Origin of the sequence: Bradyrhizobium sp. CCBAU 53415, assembly GCF_028128735.1 — a bacterium.
Taxonomy (GTDB): Bacteria; Pseudomonadota; Alphaproteobacteria; order Rhizobiales; family Xanthobacteraceae; genus Bradyrhizobium.
In genome coordinates this window covers 1-25,626 of sequence record NZ_LBJF01000024.1, presented here as the reverse complement: position 1 = coordinate 25,626, position 25,626 = coordinate 1, and the positions used below count along the sequence as shown (strand labels likewise).

23 protein-coding genes and 1 pseudogene are annotated in these 25,626 nt (G+C 65.2%); 11 read left to right on the top strand and 13 right to left on the bottom strand.

Annotation, left to right across the window (positions count from 1 at the left end):
* Window positions 1–6 precede the first annotated feature (6 nt).
* On the top strand, window positions 7–1,686 hold the full coding sequence (locus XH87_RS18390; protein ID WP_271588366.1) for a mucoidy inhibitor MuiA family protein: 1,680 nt from the start codon (window positions 7–9) through the stop codon (window positions 1,684–1,686).
* Between the two features lie 189 nt (window positions 1,687–1,875).
* Here XH87_RS18390 and XH87_RS18385 read toward each other — a convergent pair whose 3' ends face one another.
* Genes XH87_RS18385 through hemP form a run of 4 tightly spaced genes read right to left on the bottom strand, consistent with a single transcriptional unit; the run spans window position 1,876 to window position 4,858 of the window.
* Entirely contained in the window at window positions 1,876–2,688 is an 813-nt protein-coding gene (locus XH87_RS18385) for a heme ABC transporter ATP-binding protein (protein ID WP_271588365.1), read from the bottom strand.
* Entirely contained in the window at window positions 2,685–3,776 is a 1,092-nt protein-coding gene (locus XH87_RS18380; protein WP_271588364.1) for a FecCD family ABC transporter permease, read from the bottom strand. Before XH87_RS18380 ends, XH87_RS18385 begins: the two co-directional genes overlap by 4 nt.
* On the bottom strand, window positions 3,773–4,726 hold the full coding sequence (locus tag XH87_RS18375) for a heme/hemin ABC transporter substrate-binding protein (protein WP_271588363.1): 954 nt from the start codon (window positions 4,724–4,726) through the stop codon (window positions 3,773–3,775). Before XH87_RS18375 ends, XH87_RS18380 begins: the two co-directional genes overlap by 4 nt.
* Before the next feature lie 6 nt (window positions 4,727–4,732).
* Window positions 4,733–4,858 carry a hemin uptake protein HemP gene (hemP, locus tag XH87_RS36795; protein WP_193374113.1) on the bottom strand — a complete coding sequence of 42 codons (126 nt, stop codon included), beginning with the start codon at window positions 4,856–4,858 and terminating at the stop codon, window positions 4,733–4,735.
* Between the two features lie 344 nt (window positions 4,859–5,202).
* Between hemP and XH87_RS18365 the strand changes: the two genes are divergently transcribed.
* From XH87_RS18365 to XH87_RS18340, 6 genes are all read left to right on the top strand, one after another.
* Window positions 5,203–7,554 carry a TonB-dependent hemoglobin/transferrin/lactoferrin family receptor gene (locus XH87_RS18365; protein WP_271588362.1) on the top strand — a complete coding sequence of 784 codons (2,352 nt, stop codon included), beginning with the start codon at window positions 5,203–5,205 and terminating at the stop codon, window positions 7,552–7,554.
* Between the two features lie 98 nt (window positions 7,555–7,652).
* The gene (locus XH87_RS18360) at window positions 7,653–7,985 is read left to right on the top strand and encodes an antibiotic biosynthesis monooxygenase family protein (protein WP_271588361.1); all 333 of its coding nucleotides are present in this window, start codon (window positions 7,653–7,655) and stop codon (window positions 7,983–7,985) included.
* Between the two features lie 27 nt (window positions 7,986–8,012).
* A complete protein-coding gene (gene hutX / locus XH87_RS18355; protein ID WP_271588360.1) occupies window positions 8,013–8,528 on the top strand; it encodes a heme utilization cystosolic carrier protein HutX in 516 nt (171 codons plus the stop codon).
* Between the two features lie 27 nt (window positions 8,529–8,555).
* On the top strand, window positions 8,556–9,332 hold the full coding sequence (gene exbB, locus XH87_RS18350; RefSeq protein ID WP_271588359.1) for a tonB-system energizer ExbB: 777 nt from the start codon (window positions 8,556–8,558) through the stop codon (window positions 9,330–9,332).
* 3 nt (window positions 9,333–9,335) lie between these two features.
* A complete protein-coding gene (gene exbD, locus XH87_RS18345) occupies window positions 9,336–9,782 on the top strand; it encodes a TonB system transport protein ExbD (RefSeq protein ID WP_035704788.1) in 447 nt (148 codons plus the stop codon).
* Window positions 9,782–10,612, top strand: coding sequence for an energy transducer TonB (locus XH87_RS18340; protein ID WP_271588358.1), 831 nt, complete (start codon window positions 9,782–9,784; stop codon window positions 10,610–10,612). The genes exbD and XH87_RS18340 overlap by 1 nt, the downstream gene beginning before the upstream one ends.
* Window positions 10,613–10,802: 190 nt before the next feature.
* On the opposite strand, the gene XH87_RS18335 is transcribed toward XH87_RS18340, so the two are convergent.
* The 6 genes from XH87_RS18335 to XH87_RS18310 all read right to left on the bottom strand — a co-directional run bounded on the left by XH87_RS18335 (window position 10,803) and on the right by XH87_RS18310 (window position 17,809).
* Window positions 10,803–12,158, bottom strand: coding sequence for an esterase-like activity of phytase family protein (locus XH87_RS18335; protein WP_271588357.1), 1,356 nt, complete (start codon window positions 12,156–12,158; stop codon window positions 10,803–10,805).
* Between the two features lie 92 nt (window positions 12,159–12,250).
* Window positions 12,251–13,222 (bottom strand): MBL fold metallo-hydrolase, encoded by a 972-nt coding sequence (locus XH87_RS18330; protein WP_271588356.1) that lies wholly within the window; start codon window positions 13,220–13,222, stop codon window positions 12,251–12,253.
* Window positions 13,223–13,349: 127 nt separating this feature from the next.
* Window positions 13,350–14,249 carry a carbohydrate ABC transporter permease gene (locus XH87_RS18325; RefSeq protein ID WP_158669558.1) on the bottom strand — a complete coding sequence of 300 codons (900 nt, stop codon included), beginning with the start codon at window positions 14,247–14,249 and terminating at the stop codon, window positions 13,350–13,352.
* Window positions 14,242–15,198 (bottom strand): carbohydrate ABC transporter permease, encoded by a 957-nt coding sequence (locus tag XH87_RS18320; protein WP_271588355.1) that lies wholly within the window; start codon window positions 15,196–15,198, stop codon window positions 14,242–14,244. Before XH87_RS18320 ends, XH87_RS18325 begins: the two co-directional genes overlap by 8 nt.
* Before the next feature lie 139 nt (window positions 15,199–15,337).
* Complete coding sequence (locus XH87_RS18315; RefSeq protein ID WP_271588354.1) at window positions 15,338–16,681, bottom strand: ABC transporter substrate-binding protein; 1,344 nt, start codon at window positions 16,679–16,681, stop codon at window positions 15,338–15,340.
* Between the two features lie 84 nt (window positions 16,682–16,765).
* On the bottom strand, window positions 16,766–17,809 hold the full coding sequence (locus XH87_RS18310; RefSeq protein WP_158669556.1) for a C-terminal binding protein: 1,044 nt from the start codon (window positions 17,807–17,809) through the stop codon (window positions 16,766–16,768).
* 251 nt (window positions 17,810–18,060) lie between these two features.
* Here XH87_RS18310 and XH87_RS18305 point away from each other — a divergent pair, with 251 nt between their 5' ends.
* Window positions 18,061–19,746, top strand: coding sequence for a methyl-accepting chemotaxis protein (locus XH87_RS18305; RefSeq protein ID WP_271588353.1), 1,686 nt, complete (start codon window positions 18,061–18,063; stop codon window positions 19,744–19,746).
* Between the two features lie 150 nt (window positions 19,747–19,896).
* Here XH87_RS18305 and XH87_RS18300 read toward each other — a convergent pair whose 3' ends face one another.
* Together XH87_RS18300 and XH87_RS18295 are read right to left on the bottom strand one after the other, a co-directional pair.
* Window positions 19,897–20,874, bottom strand: a complete 978-nt coding sequence (locus tag XH87_RS18300; RefSeq protein WP_271588352.1) for a Bug family tripartite tricarboxylate transporter substrate binding protein — start codon at window positions 20,872–20,874, stop codon at window positions 19,897–19,899.
* Between the two features lie 223 nt (window positions 20,875–21,097).
* On the bottom strand, window positions 21,098–22,033 hold the full coding sequence (locus tag XH87_RS18295) for a DMT family transporter (RefSeq protein WP_271588351.1): 936 nt from the start codon (window positions 22,031–22,033) through the stop codon (window positions 21,098–21,100).
* A gap of 105 nt (window positions 22,034–22,138) precedes the next feature.
* Between XH87_RS18295 and XH87_RS18290 the strand changes: the two genes are divergently transcribed.
* Window positions 22,139–22,528 (top strand): DUF1330 domain-containing protein, encoded by a 390-nt coding sequence (locus XH87_RS18290; protein ID WP_442868287.1) that lies wholly within the window; start codon window positions 22,139–22,141, stop codon window positions 22,526–22,528.
* A 72-nt stretch (window positions 22,529–22,600) separates the two neighbouring features.
* Here XH87_RS18290 and XH87_RS18285 read toward each other — a convergent pair whose 3' ends face one another.
* The gene (locus XH87_RS18285; RefSeq protein WP_035704810.1) at window positions 22,601–23,533 is read right to left on the bottom strand and encodes a DMT family transporter; all 933 of its coding nucleotides are present in this window, start codon (window positions 23,531–23,533) and stop codon (window positions 22,601–22,603) included.
* A 424-nt stretch (window positions 23,534–23,957) separates the two neighbouring features.
* On the opposite strand from XH87_RS18285, the gene XH87_RS18280 reads away from it, so the two are divergent.
* Window positions 23,958–25,250: an adenylosuccinate synthase gene (locus XH87_RS18280; protein ID WP_035704812.1), complete on the top strand. Its 1,293-nt coding sequence runs from the start codon at window positions 23,958–23,960 to the stop codon at window positions 25,248–25,250.
* Between the two features lie 37 nt (window positions 25,251–25,287).
* A pseudogene (locus XH87_RS18275) lies at window positions 25,288–25,626 on the top strand (hypothetical protein); the annotation flags it as partial.

Genomic DNA, 25,626 nt, shown 5'->3' with positions numbered 1-25,626 from the left:
GACTTCATGCGCATCACCGCGAAATATCTGGCAACCACGAGCCTGGTCCTCGTGACCACGGCAATTGCATCGCCGTCATGGGCGGCCAACGTGGACGCCACGTCGGCGATCGACACGGTCACCGTCTATCCCGACGGCGCCACCATCACTCGCGTCATTTCGTTGGATCTCGCCTCCGGTGACTCGACGCTGGTCGCCAAGGATTTTCCGCTCTCGCTCGATCCGTCGTCCCTCCGCGTCGAAGGCGAGGCGGGCGCCAAGCTCACCATCGGTACGATCGATGCACGGCCGCCGAGGGCCGCGCCGCCCGCCAACCTCCCCGAGCTCGACAAGCGCATCGAAGCACTGAGAGATCAGCGGGCCGATCTGCAAGGTGCGATCGACTCTGCCAACGCCCGGCGCAAGTTTGCGCAGCATTTTGCCGAAGCCTCGCCGGCCGGCCTCGGTGAGAAGGGCGAGGCGCGGCCGATCACGGAGTGGCGCGCGGCGTTTGCGGCAGTTGCCGAGGAGATCGCGACCGCCGACACCGCAATTCGCGACGCCGCGCGAAAACAGCGCGAGATCGACCGACAGATCGCGCAATTGGAAGCCGAGCGCGCGGCCAAGCCGCCGAGCAAGCTGGAAGTTCGGATCGACGTCGCCTCAGCCGCGGCGACCAAGGCGACGTTGCGTGTGACCTACGCCGTGCGCAACGCGCGCTGGGTGCCGCTCTACGACGCCCGGCTCGACACCGGCGCCAAGGATCGCAAGCCGCAGCTCGAACTCGTTCGTCGCGCCGAGGTCACGCAATCGACCGGCGAGGACTGGTCGAACGTGACGCTCGGCGTCTCCACGGTCCGCATCGGCCGCGGCGGCGGTGCTCCGGAGCTGAGCTCACTGGTTGCGCAATATCCGCAATTGCCGAAACCGCTGGCGCTCGGCACGGCCTCCGATCTGGCACGGCCTGCGCCCGTGACGCGTCAGGCGCAATCGCCGGCCATGGCCAGGATCGCAGAGGCGGCGGAGCCGCGCGAGCGCGCCGACGAGCAGCAGGCCGTCGCCGAGATCGGCGATTTCCAGGCTACCTTCAGGATTCCCGGCCGCGTCAGCCTCGGCGCTGCGGAGGGGGCCAAGAGCCTCCGCATCGCATCGGTGAATGTGCCCGCCGATCTCGCCGTGCGCGCCGCACCGGTGATGGACCCGACCGCGTTCCTCGAAGCCAGCTTCAAGCAGACCGACGACACGACCCTGCTGCCCGGCAAGGTCGCGATCTATCGCGACGGCGTTTTCGTCGGCCGCGGCAAGATCATGGCGTCCGCCAAGGACGACATCGTGCGGCTCGGCTTCGGCGCCGACGACAAGGTGAGAATCGAGCGCGCTGTGCTCAAGCGCAACGAGGGCTCGGCGGGCTTGCTCGTGACGACGTCGAAGACCGACGAGCGTTCATTCAAGACCACGATCCGCAACGGCCATGATTTCCCGATTCGCGTCGCGATCGAGGACCAGCTGCCTGTCAGCGAGAACGAGGACATCGTCGTCGAGATGCTGCCGTCGAGCACCCAGCCCACGGCGAGCAATATTCGCGACAAGCGCGGCGTGCTGGAATGGTCGTTCGACGCCAGGCCCGGCGAGGTCAAGGACATCAATTTCGCCTGGCGCATCCGCTGGCCGAAGGACAAGAGCATGGTGATCGTGCCGGCGGGGTAGGGCCCGAAGCACGATGTTGTCTTACCTCGCCCCGCTTGCGGGGAGAGGTCGGATTGCATCGAAGATGCAATCCGGGTGAGGGGGACTCTCCACGAGTCTCACTCTTTCCGTCCCTGCGGAGTCCCCCTCACCCCAACCCTCTCCCCGCAAGCGGGGCGAGGGGGGCGTACCGTCTCTGCGGCCGCGCTTTCAGCTCGATTGCATGAGAGGTACCGCCGCTCGCATCGACTGCGGCAACACATACGGCACGCCGTCACCGGCTTCGTGAACAACGGCGTCGATCTCGAAGATGTCGCGGATGATCTCGGGGGTGACGATCTCGGCGCGCGGGCCGTCGGCGACGAGCCGGCCGCCATTCAGCACGATCAGCCGGTCGGCGAAGCGGATGGCGAGATTGAGATCGTGCAGGATGGCGATGACTGCCGTGCCGCTGCCGGCGCGGCGGCGCGCCGCTTCGACGAGGTCGATCTGGTGACGCAGGTCGAGGCTCGAGGTCGGCTCGTCCAGCAGCAAGAGCCCGGGGCCATGCTCGGCCTCGCCGCAGGCGAGCTGCACCAGCACGCGGGCGAAATGGGCGCGCTGCTGCTCGCCGCCCGACAGGGTCGGCAATTGCCGTTCGCGGAAATGCGCGAGGCCGACCTCGTTCAGGGCGGAGTCGACGAGCGGTCCAGCCTCGCACAGGCTGCGCTCGCCTGCTCCCATCAGCACGATCTCCTCGACCGTGAACGGGAAGGTGACGTTGATGTGCTGGGACAGCATCGCGCGCCGCGCGGCGAGCTCGCGCGGCGTGAAGCTGCCGATATCGCGCTGCTTCAGCCGCACCTTGCCTGCGCTCGGGCGAAGATCGCCGGAGAGCAGCCGCAGCAGCGTCGACTTGCCGGCGCCGTTCGGGCCGATGATGGCGACCATCTCGCCGGCCGTGACCGTCAGGCCGACGTCGTCGAGCAGCGTCGCGCGGCCGGCGCGCTTGACCAAGCCGCGTGCCTCGATCACCGCGTTCATAGCGAGGCGAGCCCGCGCTGCCGCAGCAGGATGAAGAGAAAGACGGGTGCGCCGACGGCGGCGGTCAGGATGCCGATCGGCATCTCCGCCGGCGCCACGATGGTGCGCGCCAGCGTATCGGCGCCGACCATCAGGATGGCGCCCAGCAGCACCGAGGCCGGCAGCAACAGGCGATGCGCCGGCCCGATCACGAGGCGGAGCAGATGTGGCACCACGATGCCGACGAAGCCGATGACGCCGCTGATCGACACCGCGACGCCGGTCATGGCGGACACCATGACGATCGAGATCCGCTTCTGACGCTCGACGTCGACCCCGCCGTGGAAAGCGTCGGCCTCGCCGAGCACCAGCAGATCGAGACCGCGCGCGATGAAGGCGCAGGCGGCAAGCCCGATGACGAGGATCGGCGCGAGCATGGCGGCCTTGGTCCAGGTCACGCCGCTCATCGAGCCCAGCATCCAGAACGTGATGTCGCGGAGCTGGCGGTCGTCGGCGATGAACACGAGCAGCCCGATGCCGGCATTGGCGATCGCGGTGATGGCAACGCCAGCGAGCAGGAAGATCGCGGTCGAAGTCCGCCCCGAGCGGCTCGAGATGCCATAGAGGATTGCGGTGGTCGCCAGCGATCCCGCGAAGGCCGCCAGCGGCAACAATTCGGTATGGAGAGAGCGCAGCGTCTCACCGAAGCGCGAATCGGTAAAGACGATTGCGCTCGCGGCTGCGAGCGCGCCGCCGCTGGAGACGCCGACCAGGGCGGGATCGGCCAGCGGGTTGCGAAACAGTCCCTGCATGATCGCGCCGGCCGCGGCGAGCAGGCCGCCGACCATCGCGGCTGCTGCGATGCGGGGAATGCGGATCGACCACAGCACCAGCTGGTCGCGGGCCGTCGTGGCAGTGCTTTCGCCGGCAAGGCCCAGCGCGGCAGGCAGGCGGGAGAGGGGGATACCCGCGGCGCCGACGGTCAGCGCGACCATCGCGGTGATCGCGAGCACGGCGATCAGGAGAGGAATCGCGAGCGAGGCGGACCGTCGTCTCGCGCTGGCGCGTCGCCGCGGGCCATGCGCCCCGGTCGCGATCGCCTCGCTCATTGCCGGCAGTTCGCCGCCGACAGGGCCGACGTGAACGTGCCGCCCTGGTCGGCCAATGCCGGGTAGAGCCTGACGGAGAGGTCGCGTGCCGCCGCCGCCGTCCGCGGCCCGAAGCCGAGCAGATAGAGCCCGTCCATGCTGATGAAGCTCTTGTTGGCCGCGACCGGCGTCAGCGCAAATCCGGGATGGGCATAGATCGCATCGGCCTGGAGCGACTCCTTGCCGCGCTCGATCGACAGCACGAATTCGGGTTTGGCCGCCGCGATCGCCTCGTCGCCGATGATCTTGTAGCCGTCGTAATCGTCGACAACGTTGGCCGCGCCCGCGAGCCGGATGATCTCGTCGGCCGCGGTCTTGTGGCCGGCCACCATCGCCCGCCCGTTCTGGAGCGACATCACGAACATCACGCGCGCCGGCTTCGTCACCCTGGCGCGCAGTGCGCGGAGCTGCGCGAGATCGGCGCCGACAGCGGCACTCAGGCATTCGGCTCGTGCGTCGACGTCCATGGCATGGCCGACCAGTCTTATCTTCTCGATCAGACCTTCCTCGGAGAAGGTCTCGGGCACCAGCACCAGCGGCACCTTCGCCGTCTCCAGAATGTCCATGGTCTCGCGCGGGCCCGAGCCCTGGATCGCCAGGATCAGGGTCGGGTTGAGGCCGAGCACGCCTTCGGCCGAGATCTGGCGCATGTAGCCGACATTGGGCTTGTCGTGCAGCGCCGCCGCCGGATAGAGGCTCGTGGTGTCGACGCCGACCAGGCGGTTCTCCAGCCCGAGCGCGTAGAGGATCTCGGTGATGGCACCACCGATCGAGACCGTGCGCGCGAAGTCGTTCACCGCGACTTCGCGATTGCGCGCGTCATGCACGGTGATGCCGGTCGCGTGCGCGGCAGACGCGAGCGCGATCGTGCCGGCGAGCAGGAGATTGGTGAGAGTGCGGCAAAATGTCATTGCGGGTTACTTCGTCAGGAGCAGCTTGTTCTGCGAGGTCAAGCGGAGACGATAGCTGTCCTCGCCATGCGCGATGATGATCTCGCGCTCGGCCGCAAACAGCTCGCGGCTGTCGATCCGGCTCCCTCGCATGGTCAAAGTTCTCGTCGTTGCGGAAGGGCTCTGTGTCGGCCCTGCCGCATCGCCGCCGTTGTCTCCTGATGTTGCTGACATTGTCGGTGTGTGCGCTTTCGATAACTTGGATTACCGGTTGTTTGTACAGGCGGTGCGAAGCGCATTCCAACGGCCGCAATTTACAATCGATATAAAGTGCAACCTGATGTCATTGACCGTCAGCGTGTTGCCACGTAACCAAATATGGCAGCGGGGTGACGTCCCCGCCGTTTGAGGCAATCAGCCAGCCAGTCGCTCGCGTTGCGAGCGCGCGCCAGCCAACACACTGAAACAGCTAACGTGAAGTGCAGGCTGGGGCTGATATGGCTGACGGGGCTAGGTATTCGCGCGCCCTGATTTTGGGCGCGTCGGTGGTTGCAATTGCGGCAATGATGGCGGAGGGCAGTCTCGCGCAGACCGCATCGCCGCAGGCTGAAAACGCGCCCTCGGAACAACCGAAACGGGCCAAGCGCAAGCTGGGGAAGCCCCAGGTCGCGGAGCAGGCAGCGCCTGAAATCCTGAATGCTCGCGCCCAGGCCGGCGGCACGGCGTCCGTTCAGGTGCTCGACACCATTACCGTCGCCGCAACCAAGACCAGGGAGCGCGCGATCGACGCGCTCGCGCCTGTCAGCTCGATCACGCTCGACCAGATCCAGGGGATCCAGCCGAACCGCCTGTCGGGCATTTTCTATGCGGTGCCCGGCGTGTCGTTCCAGGAGCGTGGTGACGATCCCGCAACGGTCATCAACATCCGTGGCTTGCAGGATTTCGGCCGCGTCGCTGTCGTCGTCGACGGGGCGCGGCAGAACTACCAGCGCACCGGCCACAACGCCAACGGCTCCTTCTTCCTCGATCCTGAATTGATCGGCGGCGTCGACGTCGTGCGCGGACCGACCGCCAACATCTACGGCTCCGGCGCCATCGGCGGCCTGGTCTCGTTCCGCACCAAGGACATCAATGACGTGCTGCGACCCGGTGAGCGCTGGGGCGCCGATCTCTCGGGCTCCTACGGGTCCAACAACAATCGCGGCCTCGGCTCGGTGTTCGGCGGCGTGCGCGCCACGCCCGATGTCGACATCTTCGGCGGCGCGGTCTACCGCACGCAAGGCAATTACAAGGACGGCAACGGTACCGAGATCGGCAACACCGGCAACCAGGTCGAGGCCGGGCTGATGAAGCTCACGGTGCGCCCGGCCCTCGGTCACGAGGTCAAGTTCGGTGCGGTCTTCCAGGACTATCAATACGACATCGGCCAGTTCAACCGCGGTCCGGTGGTAACAGCGGCGCAGCGCGCGCTCTATCAGGGCTCGTCGGTCTACGCCTCCGACGCGAAGAACTACACCGGCACCATCACCTGGAACTATTCGCTGCCGAGCGACAATCTGTTCGACTGGCATATGTCGATCTACGGCAATCGCGTCGACAACGACCAGACCAAGACCTATCACTATTCCACGTCCGGCGCCGCCTATTGCGGGACGGGAAATTTCGGCAACAACATTTCGGGCTGCGTCGGCGACAAGCGCGGCTACGTCCTCGATACCTATGGCATCGACGTCAACAACACCACGCGCTTCAACGTGGGCGACTGGCGCAACGCCGTCACCTGGGGCATCGACGCCTTCCAGGACGATGTGATCACGACCGACAGCCGCGGCAATTCCAACATCACGACGCCGAGCGGCATCCGCACCGTGTCGGGCGGTTTCCTTCAGCTGAAGCAGAACTACAGCACCTGGTTCGAGGCGGTGAGCGCGATCCGCTATGACCGCTACGATCTCGATTCCGGCAGGACCAGCGCCGGCGGCGACCGCTTCTCGCCGAAGATCACTCTCGGCGTGACGCCGGTTCCGGGCTTCCAGCCCTATGTCAGCTATGCCGAAGGTTATCGCGCGCCGTCGATCACCGAGACCGTGATCTCGGGCGCGCATGCGACCGGTGGCGGACCGGCCTTCTTCCCCTGTCCTGACGGCACCGTCGGCCTGTTCTGCTTCCTGCCCAGCCCGAACCTTCGTCCCGAGGTCGGCAAGAACAAGGAAGTCGGCCTCAACCTGAAGTACGACAACATCTTCAGCGCCAACGACTCGTTTCGCGGCAAGATCAATCTCTTCCGCAACGATGTCAGCGACTACATCGACCTCGTCGCTTCGGCGCCGGTCCCGGTGCCGCCGTTCGGATCGTTCAGCCAGTACTATCAGTACCAGAACATCGCCAATGCCCGCATCGAGGGCTTCGAGGCGGAGACGATGTACGATGCCGGCAGCTGGTTCATCGGCGTCGCGGGACACTACATCAAGGGCAAGAACGTACAGACTAATATCGGGCTTGCGACGATCACCCCGACCAAGGTGGTCACGACCGGCGGCGTCCGCCTGCTCGATCGCACCCTGATCCTGTCGGCGCAGTGGGCGTCGTACGGCCCCAACAACGACGTGCCGGCCAACTATATTCGCTCGACCGGCTACGATCTCGTCAATCTGTACCTGACCTACAATGCGACCAGGGACATCGTGTTCTCGGCTTCGATCGACAATCTCTTGAACCAGTACTACCGGCCTTACGCCGTTCCCGGCAGCTCGACCGACGGCACGTCGCAGAACGACGTGCTGTGGTCGAGCCCGGGTCCGGGCAGGGTCTACAAGGCCGGCATGAAGATCCACTTTGGAGGTGCGTAAGCCTGGAGGCGCCGCATCACCATAACCTCCGCCGGGCCGCGCTGATGCTCCAGCGCGGCTTCGGCGTATTTTCGTCTTGATCAGAAGGAGAGACTTTCATGTTTATCGCCATGAACCGGTTCCAGGTGAAGAAGGGCGCGGAGGCTGCGTTCGAGACCGTCTGGGCGACCCGCGAATCCTATCTCGGCAGCATGGCCGGCTTCGTCGAGTTTCATCTGTTGAAGGGCCCGGAGGCCGAGGACCACACGCTCTATTCCTCGCACACGACCTGGGTCGACAAGGCGGCGTTCGAGGCCTGGACGCGCTCGGAGGAATTCCGTCGCGCCCACGCGCGTGCCGATAACAAGACTGGCGAGAGCCTGCATCTCGGCCATCCCAGGTTCGAGGGCTTTGAGGTGATCCAGAGCGAGCGCAAGGCGGCGGCCGCCTGAGTCGATGACGCACGAGAGGAGCCGGACATGTTGAGCACCCATCTCGCCGATCTCAGGGCCCATATGGCCGACAACCCCTGCGCGGCGATCGAGGACGTCGCGCGCGAGCGCAAGGTCACCCCGCGCGCGGTGATCGAGGCGCTGCCGTCTGCCATGATGCGCATCGGGGGCGGCGAGCACTTTGTTGCTGCGATGCAGGACCTTGCGGAATGGGGCGAGGTGACGCTGATCGTGCACACGGATGATGCGATCTTCGAGTTCACGGGCCCGATTCCCGCGGGGGAGATCGGCCGCGGCTATTTCAACCTGATGCAGCCGAAGGGATTGCATGGCCATCTTCGCCATGAGCGTTGCGCGGGCGTCGCCTTCGTCGAGCGGCCCTTCATGGGCAAGACCTCGGCCTTCATCGCGTTCCTGAACGCTAACGGCGGCATCATGTTCAAGGTCTTCGTCGGTCGCGACGAGACACGGGCGCTGCGGGCGGATCAGCTGGCGCGGTTTCGGCAGCTTGCGGACCGAATCGCGGCCGCGCCCGCGGCGTAGTTTGCTTCAACCTGTCGGGAGATCAGGATGCAGAGCAATTCGAGGCTTGGGCATATGATCCTAACAATCGCGCTGGCGCTCGCGCCGGCACCGGCCTTCGCGATCGACGAAGCCCTGTTGCCGCGCAATCTGTCGCCCTGGGGCATGTTCGTCAGCGCCGACATCATCGTGAAGACCGTGATGGTCGGGCTCGCGGTCGCCTCGCTGGTGACGTGGACGGCGTGGCTCGCCAAGACCATCGAGCTGCGCCGCAAGTGCGCACTCGCCGTGCAGCGGACGCGGGCGCTCGAAGGACGGATGACGCTGGCGGAGGCGGCGGAGAAGACCGGGGATGCACACGATGCGGTTGCCCAGCTCATCCAGTCCTGTGCCAGGGAGGCGGAGCTCTCGGGCGGCATCGTCGACGACGGCCTGCAGGAGCGGGTCGCGCTGCGGCTGGAGCGGGTCGAGGCCGCGATGTCACGGCAGATCGCGCGCGGCACCGGCGCGCTCGCGACCATCGGCGCCGTTGCGCCCTTCGTCGGCCTGTTCGGCACGGTCTGGGGTATCATGAATTCCTTCATCGGCATTTCCGAGAGCCACACCACCAGTCTTGCGGTCGTCGCGCCCGGCATCGCGGAAGCCTTGCTCGCGACCGCGCTCGGTCTCGTCGCCGCCATCCCGGCGGTCGTGATCTACAATCATCTCGTCCGCGGCATCGCCAACTACCGCGCACTGCTCGGCGATGCCTCGGCGCAGCTGATGCTGCTGGTGAGCCGCCAGCGCGACCACCGCCATTTCCGTCTGGCCCGGGCGGCGGAGTAGGCCATGGCCGCGAAGCTCGGCGCACGCGGGGGACTAGCGCTGAGGCGCGGCGACCCTGATGATCTCGACGTCACCCATGAGATCAATGTCACGCCGTTCATCGACGTCATGCTGGTGCTGCTGATCATCTTCATGGTGGCGGCTCCACTTGCCACCGTCGATATCGGCGTCGATCTGCCGGCAACCGCGGCCGAACCGGCGCCACGGCCCGACAAGCCGGTTTTCGTCACCGTCAAGCCGGATCTTTCGATTGCGGTGGGTGAGGATATCGTGGCTCCCGACGCGCTCGGCAGCTCGCTCGATGCCGCCACCAAAGGTCGCAAGGACGAGCGCATCTATCTGCGCGCCGACAAGGCAGTCTCCTATGGCGACCTGATGCAGGTGATGAACACCTTGCGCAATGCCGGCTATCTCAAGGTCGCGCTGGTCGGCCTCGACGGACGCAGCTGATGGCCGAGAACGCCTTTGCCTTGCACGAGCCGCTCGGCGAGCGCGAGGGCGCGCGCTGGGGTGTCTCGGCGGCTCTGATCGTGATGTTGCATGTGGCTGCCGCGCTGCTTGCGATGAATTGGCTGAGGTCGCAGCCTGAACAGGGCGTCAGCCTGCCGGCGATCATGGTCGACATGTCGCCGGTGACCTCGTCGCCGCAGCCGACGCAGGACGACGTCGCCCCGGGGCCGGTGATGCAGGAGGCCGACGCCGCGCCGCCAGAGCCCATGCAGCAGCAGGCCGTCGAGGAGACCATCGCGCCGACGCCCCCACAGGACAAGCCGGACGTCGTGGCGCCGCCGGAGCGGAAGCAGGAGGCGGCATCGGCCAAGCCGGAGCCCGCGAAAATCGTGCCGGTCGAAAAGCCGGTCCCAGTGAAGCCGAAGGTGGTTCGCCGCGAAGCCAAGAAGCCGTCGGAAGCAACGCCCGCGCCGCGCACCAGCGCACCACCGCGCGCCGAGCGCGAGGCGCCGATGGCATCCGCCATGAGTGCGGGGGCGGTGGCCGCCACGATCGCATCCTACAATCAACGTGTCCGCGCGCATCTGATGCGCTTCCACTCGTTTCCGGCCGGCGGTGGCGGCCAGCGTGGCGTTGCAAGGCTCAGCTTCACGATCAGCCGCAGCGGGCAGGTGACATCGAGCCGTCTCGGTGGCTCGTCCGGCGTCGCCGCCTTCGACGCTCAGGCGATGTCCATGGTCCGCCAGGCCTCGCCGTTCCCGCCGATCCCGAATGAGATCAAGAACGGCTCGATGAGCTTTGCGATCCCCGTGGAGTTTACCGTGAGGTGATGTCCGCCCTCCGCAAACTCAGCCGTCGTCCCGGACAAGCGCAGCGAAGCGGAGCGCCGATCCGGGATCCAACCACAGGATCAGGTTTGACGAAGATTCGTCATCACCATCTCGCGCCACGACTCCGGTTCGGGGGTATGGGTCCCGGCTTTCGCCGGGACGACGGAGGAGCGTGTAGCGAGCGGCGAGACTACTTCGCCTTCAGGAAATCCGCGACTTCGAGCAGCATGAACTCGTTGTCGTCGGCCTTGTTGGGCTCGCGGCTGGACGAGAACGGCAGATTATTGTCGTTGCCGACGATGATGTGGGTGTCGTCGACGCGGTCGACGTTCTCGATGGTGAAGAACGGAAAGGTGTAGACGCCGTCGTTGAGCGGCTTCCTGGCCTTCTTGTCGGGATCCCTGATCTTCATCAGGTCGATATAGCCGATCTTGCGCACGGGCTTGCCGACGTTGGCGTCGGTGAGCTCGATCTTGTAGATGCGCTTGAACTTGGCAAGATCCGGAAAGCAGTTCTCGCCGCGGGTGCCTTGCGAGCAGGCCTTGTCGGCGGTGCCTTCGCCATTGTCGCGCTCGATGATGAGGCCGGAGGTCTGATCGATCATGTTGAAGTCGCCGATGGCGTTGCCGTTCTGCTCGAACACATATTGCCAGGAACGGCCGGTGAATTTTTCCGCGGCGACGTCGAATTCGAGGATGCGGGAGGCTTCCTTGCCGTCGACCTTCTCCCAGTCCTTCTTTTCGGCGTCCCACAACGGGCCTTCGAGCAGGCCGTAGAGGAACTTTCCGTCTTTCGACGAGGCGAAGCCCTCATAGCCCTTGGAGCGGCGGAGGTTGACGTTGGTGTAGCTCGCGCCCGGCGCGCCGGGCGTCGCCACCGCCCAATTGTCGGGCGAGCGCACCGGCTTGCCGCCGGCGACGGTCTCGAACACGCCGAGGATCTTGCCCGCTTTGTCCGCCTTCAGGATGTACGGGCCGAACTCGTCGCCGATCCAGATGACGTCGCCGATGATCTGGAAGCCCTCGGTGTCGAAGTCGGAGCCGGTGAGATAGCGCTTCTCGGTGTCCTCGTGCACGATGCGGAAGGGGACCTTCTTGTCGGGATCGTGCAGGAAGATGGTCTCCAGCCGCTCGATCTTGCCGTTCGCCCAGTCCATCTTGTAGCGGTTGAGGTACAGCATCGAATCCGGCGAATTGGCGCGCGCGCCCATGCCGTTGTCGGTGATGACCCAGAACGTGCCGTCGGGCATGGTCTTGATGCCGGAATGGCCCTGCAGAGGCTGGCCCTTGAACGGCAGCGACACGCCGGTCGGTCGCTCATAGGACTTGCCCATCACGGTGCCGAGCGCGTCGACGCGCTTGCCGGTGGTGTATTTGCCCGACGTCTTGAGATCGGCGGGTGCATCCGCCGGCGCGTCGATGAAGCTGGCGGCCGGCATCACCACGTGGCCGGCGAGCTTGGCCGGGAATTCACCCTCGCTCTGCGCCAGCGCAGAACTGGCGGCAAGAATGATCGTTGCGACGGTGCTGAGAAAAGTCGCGCGCATGTGCGTCTCCTGTTAACGGACGCACGCCTTATGCGGACTGCACGTTGCAGTTTTGTGAAGCCGGGCCAAACGCCGCAGCTGCCCGCAGCGCGTCACACGCCTTCGTAGACCAGCCTTGTGAAATAGCCGGGATCGACGAGGAACTGCCCCCATTTCGCGTCGAACGCTGCGGTTGGCTTGGCGGCAACAGCCTCGTCTCTGGTCTTTCCCTGCTTCTTGAGGTTGCCGACATTGTCGCGGATGGCGACCAGCATGTCGCGGAATTCCTGGAGTTCGGCCTTGTTGCTGACGGGCTTGCCGTGGCCGGGAATGATGATGGTGTCGGTCTTGGCCGCGGCGAGATTGGCGTCGGATGCCGAGATCATGCCGTCGATGCTGCCGCCGGTGGAATAGTCGATGAAGGGGTAGATGCCGTTCCAGTAGGTATCGCCCGCATGCAGGATATTGGCCTCGGCGAACGAGACGGAAACGTCGCTATCGGTGTGTGCGGGTCCGTAGTGCTTCAGCGAAATCGATGCGCCGTTGAGCTTCAGCTCGTGCTCCTTGGCGAAGACCTCGGCCGGCAGGGCACCGGCGGGAGCGGGGAGGAAATTGTAGTCCCAGTCCTCGACTCGCTGGATGCCGGAAAGATGCTTGCGGGTGTTCTCGTGAGCTATAATCTTCGCGCCTGCCGCATGCAGCCACTCATTGCCGTCGGCATGGTCGAAGTGCCAGTGCGTGTTGATCAGATGTGTGACCGGCTCGCCGCCGAGTTCGGCCAGCGCCTTGCTGAGTTGCGGCCGCGACACGCCGATTCCGGCATCGACCAGCACCTTGCCGTCTGGCCCGGTCAGGACGGCGATGTTGCCTCCGGACCCTTCAAGGACGCTGATGTTGTTGCGCAGCTTGTAGGTCGTGATAGGCGCTGTTGCAGCACTGTCCTTGATCAAGCTGACGATGCCTCGGGCCTCGGCATAGGCCTGGCGCGGCGTGAGCCAGCCCGCGGTGGCCGAGAGCGTTGCGCCGCCGACGCAACACAGGCAGAAGCCGCGTCGGGACAACGAATTGAGTTTTGGCGATGTCATGCAATTCTCGCTCTTCGCGCGATCATCGACGGCGCCAACGATCGACCCCGCCTTCCGCGTGGAAGGTGGGATCGAAAGAGTGGAGCGGTCTATCACGATCGCACGATCGCTCGCGTGCAACCGCGATCTACTCCTTCACCGCCCCGGTCAGCGAGGAGACGTAGTAATCCACGAACAGCGAGTAGAAGATCGCGACCGGCAGCGAGCCGAGCAGCGATCCCGCCATCAGCGCGCCCCACTGGTAGACGTCGCCGGTTACGAGCTCGGTCAGGATCGCGACCGGCACGGTCTTGTTGGCGCCGCTCTGAATGAAGGCGAGGGCATAGATGAACTCGTTCCAGGACAGCGTGAAGGAGAAGATGCCGGCCGAGATCAGCCCGGGCACCGCGAGCGGCAGCGTGATCCGCCGCAGGATCTGCAGCCGCGTGGCGCCGTCGACCAGCGCGCATTCCTCGAGCTCGTAGGGGATCGACTTGAAATAGCCGATCAGGAGCCAGGTGCAGAACGGCACCAGGAAGGTCGGATAGACCAGGATCAGGGCAAGCGGAGAGTCGAACAGGCCGAACTGCACCACGACGGTCGCGAGCGGAATGAACAGGATCGACGGCGGCACCAGATAGGCGAGATAGATGCCGAGGCCGACATAAGGACTGCCGCGGAAGCGCAGCCGTTCGATGGCATAGGCGGCCAGCGTGCTCGCGATCAGCGACAGCGTGGTCGAGCCGATCGCCACCAGCATCGTCGTCCACAGCCAGTGCGGATAGGCGGTGTCGAACAAGAGGTGCTTGATGTGCGCCAGCGTCGGGGAAGAAATCCAGAACGGGTTGTGCTCCCGGTAATTCATCAGCTCCGCGTTCGGCTTGAACGAGGTGATCGCCATCCAGTAGAACGGGAACAGCAGGATGAGGACGAAGCAGCCGAGCGGCAGATAGATCATCATCAGCCGCCGCAGCCCGGAATCCCAGGCCATGGTATCGGGCGCGGCCTTGGCGTCGGCGACGGCGGCTTGCGCGACAGTGTCAGTCATTGCTCTCTCCCTGCTGCCATTTGCGGCGCGCCAGGCCGAAATAGGAGAACAGCGTCGCGAACACCAGGAACGGGATCATCGACACCGCAATCGCTGCGCCTTCGCCGAGCTCGCCGCCGGCAATGCCGCGCTGGAAGGCCAGTGTCGCCAGCAGATGAGTCGAGTTGCCGGGGCCGCCACGGGTGATGGCGTAGACGAGCTGGAAGTCGGTGAAGGTGAAGATGATCGAGAAGGTCATGACGATGGCGAGGATCGGCATCATCATCGGGAAGGTGATGTAGCGGAAGCGCTGCCAGGCGCTGGCCCCATCCAGCATCGCGGCCTCGTAGAGCGAGGGCGAGATGGTCTGGAGGCCCGCGAGCAGCGAGATCGCGACGAAGGGAATGCCGCGCCAGATGTTGGCGGCGATCAGCGAGAAGCGCGCCGGCCAGGGCGAGCCGAGGAAGTCGACATTGCTGTCGCGCCAATGCAGCACGTCGACCAGCAGGTAGGAGATGATCGAGAATTGGGGATCGTAGATCCACCAGAACGCCAGCGCCGACAGCACGGTCGGAACGATCCAGGGCAGCAGGATGATCGCGCGCAGCACGCTCTTGAAGGGAAAATGGTTGTTGAGCAGCAGCGCGAGCCAGAAGCCGAGTGCGAACTTCCCGAAGGTCGCGATGGCCGTGTAGACCACGCTGTAGAACACCGCGTTCCACCACAGGGAATCGGTGAGGAGATACTGGAAATTCTCGAGCCCCACGTAGATGCCGCGCCGGCCGATCGTGGTGTCGGTGAAGGCGAGCCAGATGCCGAGCCCGAGCGGATAGGTCAGGAACACCGATAGCAGTCCGATCGCGGGCGCAAGGCACATCGCGATCAGGAACGGCTTGTAGTCGAACAGGCGCACCAGCCAGTTCGGCTGCCGATGCGCTAGTGCTGGAGAAGAGAAGGTCGTCACGGACATCAGTTGGTTGTCCTGTCTCAAATGTCACCCCACCGTCATTGCGAGCGGAGCGAAGCAATCCAGTCTCGTTCTGCAGTGGGACTCTGGATTGCTTCGTCGCAAGTGCTCCTCGCAATGACGGCCGCTTTGTCGTCGGCTCTTACCGGTTCTGCCGCCGGAAGTACCGCTTGCAGCGCTGCTCGGCTTCCGCGGCGGCGGCCTCTGGCGTCGCCGTACCGGTCGCAACGGCGGAGAACATCTGAATCAGCACGTAGTCTGCGCTGACGGCACCGGTCGCCGTTGAGATCGGGCCCTTGTAGCCGTCATAGTATGTGCTCTTCATCGTGTCCTTGAAGATAGAGACCTTGGGGTCGCCCTTCCAAACGGCTGCTTCGGCATAGGCGGCGAGCGGCTGCGACCAATAGCCGGAGTTGGCGTTGAGCCAGGGCTCGTATTGGTCCTTCTCCATCATGTATTGCAGGAAGGCCTTCGCAGCATTGGGGTACGGGCTGTGTTTGAACACCATTGCGTTCAGCGTCAGACCTGCCATCGGTGAGACCTTAGCCACGCCCTTCGGCAGCAGCTGATGCTCGCTGTCGTCGGCGATCGCCTTGGTCGCCGGATCGTTCTTCAAGGAGAAGTACAGCGAGACGCCGTTGGCCGTCAGCGAGATCTCCTGCGAGGAATAGGCGCGGTTGTTGCTGACATCATTCCACGACGTCGTGCCGGCGATGAAGGTCGGGTAGAGCTGCTTGACCCAGTTGAGCGCCGCGATGGTCTCCTTGCTGTTGATGACGACGTTGCCTTCCTCGTCGAGCAAGGAACCGTTGTGCGACCATAGCGCCCAGTTGGCGAAGCCGTTGCCGTCGCCCTTGGCGTTGCCGAGCGCGAATCCTGCCGGCTTGCCGGCCTTGTGCAGCTTCTGGCACAGGTCGAGGATTCCGGCATGGTCCTCCGGCACCTTGTCGAAGCCGACCGATTTCAGGATGGACTTGCGGTAGATCAGGGGTCCGGCGGTGGCGCCGAACGGCAGTCCGATCCAGGCGTCGCTCTTGTTCTTCTTGCCGTAGCGCTGCGCCAGCGGCAGCCAGCCGCCATACTTCTTGCCGACATAGTCGGCGACATCGGTCAGCTCGATCAGCTTGTCGATGTAGATGTGCGGCGCATCCGAGAAGCCGATGATGATGTCGGGGCCGGCGCCGGAATTGGCGGTGACCGCGGTCTGCTGGTTGATGTCTTCCCAGCCGACGAAGTCGACCTTGACCTCGACCCCGGTCTCCTTGGTGAACTTTGCCGCATTGGCGCGGAACACGTCCTCGTCGGCCTGGACGAAGCGCACCGGGCGCAGCATGCGCAAGGATGCGCCCTTCTCGATGTCGCGCTTGGGTGCCGGCACGTCGGCAGCCTTGATCTTGGATGTTTGCGCTGCAGCACCGGTGGCCGCGAGCGTTGCAGCAGACAGGCCCAGCGCCAAGGCATCACGACGTGTGATGTCGTTCCTCATCAGTACCTCCCTATGATGTTCCCTTCCCGGCGTTGATCGCCGGTGAAGGGCCGTTTCGGTCGTTGGCGCTTTCGCGCCGGCCGCCTAGCTGTTCGGGCCGCGGTCCATGCTGACCGGCTGCCAGCGGCGGAGCGCGGTGCTCTGCAGCACCGACGGATTGACGCAGCTTACCGGCCACATGCCCTGCAGCACCAGTGACAATTCGTAGCCCACGCGGCGCTTGCGCGCCTCGTCGAACCGTGCCGAGGCCGAGGCCACATGGGCGGTCAGGGTCACGTTCTCCATGCCGAGCAGCGGATTGTTGTGCGAGGGCGGCTCCTTCTCCAGCACGTCGAGGGCGGCGTGCGCGATCCAGCCCTCCTGCAGCGCCTTGATCAGGCTCTCCTCGTCCACGGTGGCGCCGCGGCCGGTGTTGATGAAGATCGAGCCCTTCTTCATCTGCCGGAAGTGCTTCTCGGTCAGCATGTGATGCACTTCGGGCCTCGCGGGGGCGTGCATCGAGACGAAGTCGGATTGCGACAGCACCTCGTTCAGCGTCGCCGGGATCACGCCGTGGTCGTACATGAGCGTTTCCTGGATGAAGGGATCGTAGGCCATCATGCGCAGTCCGAACGGCGCCGCTCGTTTCGCAACCGCACGCGCGACGCGGCCGAACGAGATGAAGCCGAGTGTCTGGCCCATCAGCCTCGGGATCTTGAGCAGCGCCGGCCGGCCCTCGGCCCAGCGGCCGCTGCGCACCATGCGGTCCTGCTCGACCAGGCGACGGAAGCCCGCGAGCAGCAGCATCATGGCGTGGTCGGCGACCTCCTCGATGAAGGTGTCGGGAATGTTCGTCACCGGAATTCCACGGGCGGTGGCGGCCTTGACGTCGACACTGTCGACGCCGACCGAGCCGAGCGTGATGACCTTGCAGCTCTGCAGGCTGTCGATGATCGACCTGGTGATCGGGATGCCCTTGGCGTAGATGGCGTCGGCATTTTTCGCGGCGGCGATGAACCCGGCCTCGTCGGCGGGCGCCTCGACGATCTCGGCATCGATCGGATCGAGCGCCTCGCGCTCGTAGGAATAATCGCTGCCCGCGACGGTGAAGCTCGCACCCTTCGGCGTCACCACCCTGTATTTCGGCATGTCCTGCTCCCGATTTGGTTTCTTGTTGTGACCCGCCTTCGTGGCGGGCCTTTGCGTCTTTTACGCGAAATCGGGGCGTGCGCGTACAATTCCCGGTTGTCGCGAGCGAGGTATATTTCAGTTTTTCCGTGCGCAGTCCGGGCTTCTACGGAGGCGCGTAAGTAACTTGCTAAGAGCTCCCCACTAAAAATTGATTCGATTTTGATCGATCTGGTCGCGTGCCCGTGTCCCACTATTGCCGGAGCTAGCCTGTGAAGTTGAGCAATCTGAAGATCGCGCCCAAGCTGGGCATTCTCGTCGGCGTCACCTTGTTCGGCTTGTGCGCCTCCGGTGTTCTCGCCGGCTATCTGATGAAGCGCGAGATGGTGAACGCGCGCATCGACCAGGCCAAGGCGATCGTCGAGCTGGCGCGCAACTATGCCGCCGCGTTGAAGAAGCGCGTCGATGCCGGCGAGCTGACGAAGGACGCGGCGATGGCCGATCTTCGCCGCTACGGCAATGCGATGACCTACGACAACGGCTCGGGCTATCTGTTCGGCACGTCCTATGAAGGCATCACCCAGCTTGCGCCCGATCCCAAACAGATCGGCACCAACCGCATGGACGTCGTGACCAACGGCCGCAAGCTGTCCGTCGAGTTGATGGACGGCGTCAAGGCCAACGGTTCGATCCTGCTGTATTATGAATACGTGAAGCCCGGTCAGCCGACGCCGATCCGCAAGATCGGTTACGCCGTCGCGGTCCCCGGCTTCGACATGTATCTCGGCACCGGCGCCTATCTCGACGACATCGACGCCAAGATGGGCCCGGTCTACTGGATGCTCGGCCTTGCCATGCTCGGCATCTTCATCGTTGCCGGCAGTGCCGCGTGGCTGATCGGCCGCAGCATCAGCGCGCCGCTCGCCCTGCTCGGCACTCGGATGCGGGAGCTGGCCGACGGCAAGCTCGAAGGCGACATCCCCGGTGTCGGTCGCGGCGATGAGATCGGCGCGATGGCTTCGACCGTGCAGATCTTCAAGGACAACGCGGTCCGCATCCGCGGCCTTGAGAAGACCGAAGCCGATGCCAAGGAACGCGCCGCGGCGGAACGTCGCAGTGCGATGGAGGACATCGCCAACGATTTCGAACGCAGCGTCAACGGTATCGTCCGCTCGGTCTCCTCGGCAGCGGCCGGCATGCAGACGACGGCGCAGTCGATGACTGCAACCGCCAGCGACGCCTCCTCGCGTGCGGCGACGGTCGGCGCAGCCTCGCAGAAGGCGTCCGGCAATGTCGGCACGGTCGCGGCGGCCGCCGAAGAGCTGTCGAGCTCGGTCGCGGAAATCTCCCGCCAGGTCACGCGCTCGACCGAAGTGGCGGGCCGGGCCGTCAATGACGCCGAGCGTACCAACGCCACCGTTCAGGTGCTCTCCTCGGGCGCCGAGAAGATCGGCGAGGTCGTCAAGCTGATCCACTCGATCGCGGCGCAGACCAACCTGCTCGCGCTCAACGCAACCATCGAAGCGGCCCGCGCCGGCGAGTCCGGCCGCGGCTTCGCCGTGGTCGCCTCCGAGGTCAAGGCGCTCGCCAACCAGACCGCGAAGGCGACAGAGGAGATCTCCGCCCAGGTCGCGGCAATGCAGACCTCGACCAGCGACGCGGTCGCGGCCATCTCCGGTATCACCCAGACGATCGCCGAGATGAGCGAGATCACCGCGGGGATTTCCGCCTCGATCGAGCAGCAGGGTGAGGCGACGCGCGAGATCGCGCGCAACATCCAGTCGGTCGCGGCCGGCTCGAGCGAAATCAACACCCATATCGGCAGCGTCACCTCGGCCGCGGAAGCGACCGGCAGCGCGGCCACCGACGTGCTCTCCAACGCCCGCGAGCTGGACAATCAGTCCGGCGCGCTGCGCTCCGCCGTCGACAACTTCCTCGCCAAGGTGCGCGCGGCGTAAGCCGTTACGCAAAAACTCTACACGGTCGTCATGCCCGGGCTTGTCCCGGGCATCCACGTTCTTGGGCACCGCGCGCGCGGACAGACGTGGGTGGCCGGGACAAGCCCGGCCATGACGGAAGATGTGGAGTATGTGGCATTTGCGCGTGCGCTACTGCTTCTCGATCTTCGCGTTCGTGATCAGCTTTTCCCACAGCACCAGCTGCTCGTTGACGAAGGTGCCGAGCTGCTCCGGCGTGCCGGAAAAGGCGTCCATGCCGAGCGTGGCGAGCTTGGCCTTGATCTCCGGATTCTCGATGATCTTCCTGATCTCGCTGTTGAGCCGCGTCACGATCTCCTTCGGCATGCCGGCGGGGCCGAAATAGCCCTGCCACGACGAGATGTCGAAATCCGGCACGCCCGCCTCCTGCATCGAGGGCAGGTGCGGCACCAGCGGCGAGCGGTCCTTGGTGGTGACGGCGAGAGCGCGCAGGGCGTTGCCGTTGACGTGGGGCAGGCCGGTCAGGATGTCGACGAACATCATCGAGACGCGGCCGCCCATGACGTCGTTGAGCGCCGGCGGCGAGCTCTTGTAGGGCACGTGCAGGAGGTCGAGCCCGGCATTGTGCGCGAAGGTCGCACCCGACACGATCGCCGAGGACGAGCCCGAGGCGTAGCTCAGCTTGCCCGGATTGGCCTTGCCGTACGCGACGAGCTCGCCGACGGTCTTGGCCGGTACTTCCGGATTGATGACGAGCATGAAGGGCAGATCGCCGGTGCGCGCGATCGGAGTGAAGTCCTTGACCGGATCGTAGGTGAGGCTCTTGAGCAGATAGGGATTGGCCGAATGCGTGGTGTTGGTCGTCACCAGCAGCGTGTAGCCGTCGGGGGCGGCCTTCGCGACATAGCTTGCGGCGAGCATGCCGTTGGCGCCCGCCTTGTTCTCGATGACGATGCCGACGCCGAGCGCCTGCGACAGATGCTGCGAGATCAGCCGTGTCGTGGTGTCCGTGCCGCTGCCGGCCGCGAACGGCAGCACCAGCGTGATGTTGCGGCTCGGATAGGTGTCGGCCTGGGCCGTGGATGCGGCGGCAAGACACAGCGCGGCCACGCCGATGGTGCGCAAGTTTCGAATCAGCCCTGAAATCATCTTGAGACGTTCCCTCTTTTTCGTTGGCGGGGAACCTAGCGCCTCTACGTTGAAATCGGAAGACAGGAGTTCGTCTCGTGCCCCGGGCGCAGCGCAGCACGCAGTGATGCGCTGCTGAACCGGGGCCCATGCTCGCGGCACACTGGGTCCCGGCTCTGCGATGCAGCGCTTAAGCGCTGCATCTTGTCCGGGACGCGAGAGCGCTCACGTCCGTCACGCGGAATTACTTCACCGCCGAGCCCTGGCGCGATGCGATCACGACGCCGGCGAGCACCAGCGCGTAGCCGATCAGGTGAAACGGTTGGAGCTTTTCACCCAGCAGCAGGATCGCCATCGCCGAGCCGAACACCGGTACCAGATGGAAGAACGGTGCCGCCCGGTTCGGTCCGATCAGCGCCACGCCGCGGTTGAAGAAGAGGTAGGCGAGGGTGGAGGGAAAGATCAGGATGTAGCCCAGCGTCGCCAGCGTCATCCCGTCGAATTGCAGCACGTGGCCGCTTGCCGCCTCCCAGATCGCCGTCGGCAGCAGCATCGTCGCGCCGCAACAGGTCGTGAAGGACAGGAAGGAGAGCTGATGGATCTTCGGCCGCCGCGGGATGAAGGCGGAGTAGATGCCGAACGCCACCAGCGAGGACGCGAACATGATGTCGCCCCTGTTGAGGCTGATGCTCGCAAGCGCGGCGAGATCGCCGCGCAGGATGATGATCAGCACGCCGAGAAGCGAGATCGCGATGCCGCCGAGTTGCGCGCCGGTCAGCCGCACGCCGAACAGCACCAGCGACCACAGCGCCACGAACAAGGGACCTGCCGACTGGATCAGCAGCGCATTCAGCGCCTCGGTGTATTGCATCGCCCAGTACGAGATCGCGTTGTTGAAGGCAAAGCCGACCAGCGACAGGAACAGCATCAACGGCAGGCTCTTGCACAAGGCAGGCCAGTCGCGCTTCAGATGTGGCCAGGCGAACGGCAGCAGGATCAGGAACACGCCGAACCAGCGGATCGTGGTCACCGTCAGCGGCGGCACATGCGCGCCGACATGGCGTGCGAGCACGATGTTGCCGGCCCAGAACAGCGAGGTCAGGCTGAGCAGCAGATAAGGCTGGTTGTTGAGCCAACTGGCGGGATTCGAGGCCGTTGGCGCGGGCGAAGCGGTCGTCATGAGCGTCGAATACGAGCTTGCGCCGGATCGCGGTCGTGACACAAGTAACAGCGTCGCAATGCTACAATGCAGGCATGACCCGGGGAGGCGCCATTGGCGGTCAATATGTTGAACATCGAGGGCCTGGAGAAGCTCGAACCGAACGCGCCGGTGGTGATGCTGAACCTGATGCGCTTCCACGCGCGCTCGCGCGATGGTGATGGGTCCGGCTGGGATGCGTATCTGCGCTACAGCGCGATCACGGTGCCGATGATCAGGGCACGCGGTGGCACCCTGCTCTGGACCGGCGAGGCGAAGGCGGTCGCGCTCGGTCCGTACGCGGGCAACGAATGGGATTTCGTCGCGCTGGTCCATTATCCGTCGGTCGCGGCCTTCCTCGACATGATGACATCGGAAGCCTACGAGACGCAGGCCGACCCCCATCGCGTCAACGGCTGCGCCGAGCACGTCATCATCGCCACCAGCGAAGCCTACAGCAAGTTCAAGACGAAGTAGGCGCGGACTTGCTTACCCTCCCCCTCCAGGGGAGGGTGAACCGGCAGCACTACGCTCGGACAAAACTTGCGGCTAGGTCGCCTGCTTCCTCGACGCTGCGAATACGCCCGCCAGCACCAGTGCGAAGCCGATGAAGTGGAACGCCTGCGGGTGTTCGCCCAGAAACGCCATCGCCATGATCGAACCGAACACCGGCACGACGTGGAAGAACGGCGCGGCGCGGTTGGCGCCGATGAGGCGCACGCCGCGATTGAAGCAGAGATAGGCGAGCGCCGACGGGAAAACGGCGACGTAGAACAGGGTCAGCAGGTTAGGCCCGTCGAGCTTCATGACCGGGCGCGCGGTCAGTTCCCAGATCTCCAGCGGAATGAGACAGGCGGCGCCGCAGCCGAAGGTGAAGGCGAGGAAGGAGAGGCCGTGCATCGGCGGCCGCTTCAGTGACAGCACCGAATAGAGCGCGAAGATCAAGAGCGCGAGGAGGAAGATCAGGTCGCCCTTGTTGAAGTCGATGTTCGACAGCGTGGTGAAGTCGCCATGCAGCAGGATCGTCAGCACGCCGCACATTGACAGCAGCACGCCGAAGGCCTGCGCCGCGGTGAGCCGGATGCCGAGAATCACCAGCGACCACAGCGCCACGAGCAGCGGCGCGGCCGACTGGAGCAGCAGCGTGTTGAGCGCCTGGGTGTGCTCCAGCGCCCAATATTGCAGCGTGTTGAAGGCGCCGATGCCGGTGACCGAGAGCGTGACCATCAGGCCGAGCTTGCCGCGAATGGCCGGCCAGTCCTGCACGAGGTGCTTCCAGGCGAATGGCAGCACCAGCAGGAAGGCGAAGAACCAGCGCAGGAACGACAGCGTGACCGGTGGAATGTGGCCGGCGGCGAGCCGCCCGACGATGGCGTTGCCGGCCCAGCACAGCGCGGTGATGCTGAGCAGCAGATAAGGTTGGTTGGCGATCCAGCCGTGGCCGGATGTTTCGGCGCTCGTGGTCTGGCCGGTGGCGGACATTGTGATTGTTGGGCCCCGCGTGGAGTGCGCCGAGGCTTCCGGCCCGGCGAGGTCCGGGCCGGCTGATCACCCGGCGCTGTTCAAAGACACGGAAATCGAGGTTGCATCAACGGGGGGCGGACGCATCGCGACCATGCAGTGGCGAAGGCGGCCTCTCACGCTTTGGTCGAAGCCATTGCGCCGGCCGCGAGGTTCCTGGATTTTCAGGGGATATCAAAGGCTTGGAGTACGCGCTGGGCCTGAAAAAAGCCCCGTTCTTGCTTGCCTAGAGGGGCTGCTTCCTTTATCCGGTTGGGCTGCCTCGCGTGCGAACGGCCTCGGCCGGGAATTGGGCTGGGCGCAGGCATGATCCCGGAAAAGTGGGTCCCGGTTTTCCGTTCGGATCATGCCACTTACAGAGAAATCTTCGAAGGATTACCCGCGCATGGCCAATGTTGTCGTCGTCGGCGCCCAGTGGGGCGACGAAGGGAAGGGCAAGATCGTCGACTGGTTGTCGGAGCAGGCGGATATCGTCGTCCGCTTCCAGGGCGGTCATAACGCCGGCCACACGCTGGTGATCAACGGCAAGACCTACAAGCTCGCGCTCCTGCCCTCCGGCGTGCTGCGCGAGGGCAAGCTGTCGGTGATCGGCAACGGCGTGGTGTTCGATCCCGCCGCCTTCCTCGACGAGGTCACCAAGCTCAGGGCCCAGGGCGTCGCGGTCTCTCCGGACAATTTGCGCATCGCCGAGAACGTCACGCTGATCCTGCCGCTGCACCGCGAGCTCGATGCGCACCGCGAATCCGCGAGCGCCGCGACCGCGATCGGCACCACCCGCCGCGGCATCGGGCCGGCCTATGAGGACAAGGTCGGCCGCCGCGCCATCCGCCTGATGGACCTTGCCGACCATCAGACGCTGCCGCACAAGATCGATCGCCTGCTGGCGCACCACAACGCGCTGCGCCGCGGCCTCAACCTGCCGGAATTCGACAGTGCGGTGATCCTGAAAGAGCTGATGGCGATGGCGCCGCAGCTGCTGCCCTATGCCGAGACGGTGTGGCGGCTGCTCGACATCAAGCGGCGCGAAGGCAAGCGCATGCTGTTCGAGGGCGCACAGGGAGCGCTGCTCGACGTCGACCACGGCACCTACCCCTACGTCACCTCGTCCAACACGGTGGCGGCGCAGGCCGCGACCGGCGCCGGCCTCGGGCCGGGCGCGGTCGGTTACGTGCTCGGCTTGTGCAAGGCCTACACGACCCGGGTCGGCCAGGGCCCGTTCCCGACCGAGCAGGACAACGAGATCGGCCGCAAGATCGGCGAACGCGGCCGCGAGTTCGGCACCAATACCGGCAGACCGCGCCGCTGCGGCTGGTTCGACGCCGTGCTGGTCCGCCAGGCGGTCCGGACCTGCGGCATCAACGGTCTGGCGCTGACCAAGCTCGACATCCTCGACGGCTTCGATTCGATCGAGGTCTGCACCGGCTACATGCTCGACGGCAAGGAGATCGACCATTTTCCGGCCGGCGAGGGCGCCCAGGCTCGGGTCGTGCCGATCTACGAGACCATCGAGGGCTGGAAGGAGCCGACCGCCAGTGCGCGGTCCTGGGCCGACCTGCCGGCCCAGGCCATCAAATATGTCCGGCGGATCGAGGAATTGGTGGGGTGCCCGGTCGCGCTGCTTTCCACCAGCCCCGAACGCGAAGATACTATCCTCGTGCAAAATCCGTTTGAGGCTTAACGATATCTTACCGGGACGCGCGTATAGTTGAGTAGAAATGGCTGATTACTATCCGCTGATCGCCCGCGCTATTGCCGCCTTGGACCCCAACGCTCCCGGCGAAAGCCGTCGTGCGCTCTATGAGCGGGCGCGCACGGCGCTGATCGCGCAGCTGCGCAGCGTGCAGCCGCCGCTTTCCGAATCCGAGATCACGCGCGAACGGCTGTCGCTGGAAGAAGCCGTTCGCAAGGTCGAATCGGAGGCCGCCCAGCGTGCCCGCGAGGCCGCACGCCCCGGTGGCGGCGCCCGCCCTGGCGGCAGTGGCGACGCCTTCCGCCGCGCCAGCGCCCGTGCCACCGAGGGCAGCCCGGCTGCGGCGCCGCCGCGCACGCGTCCG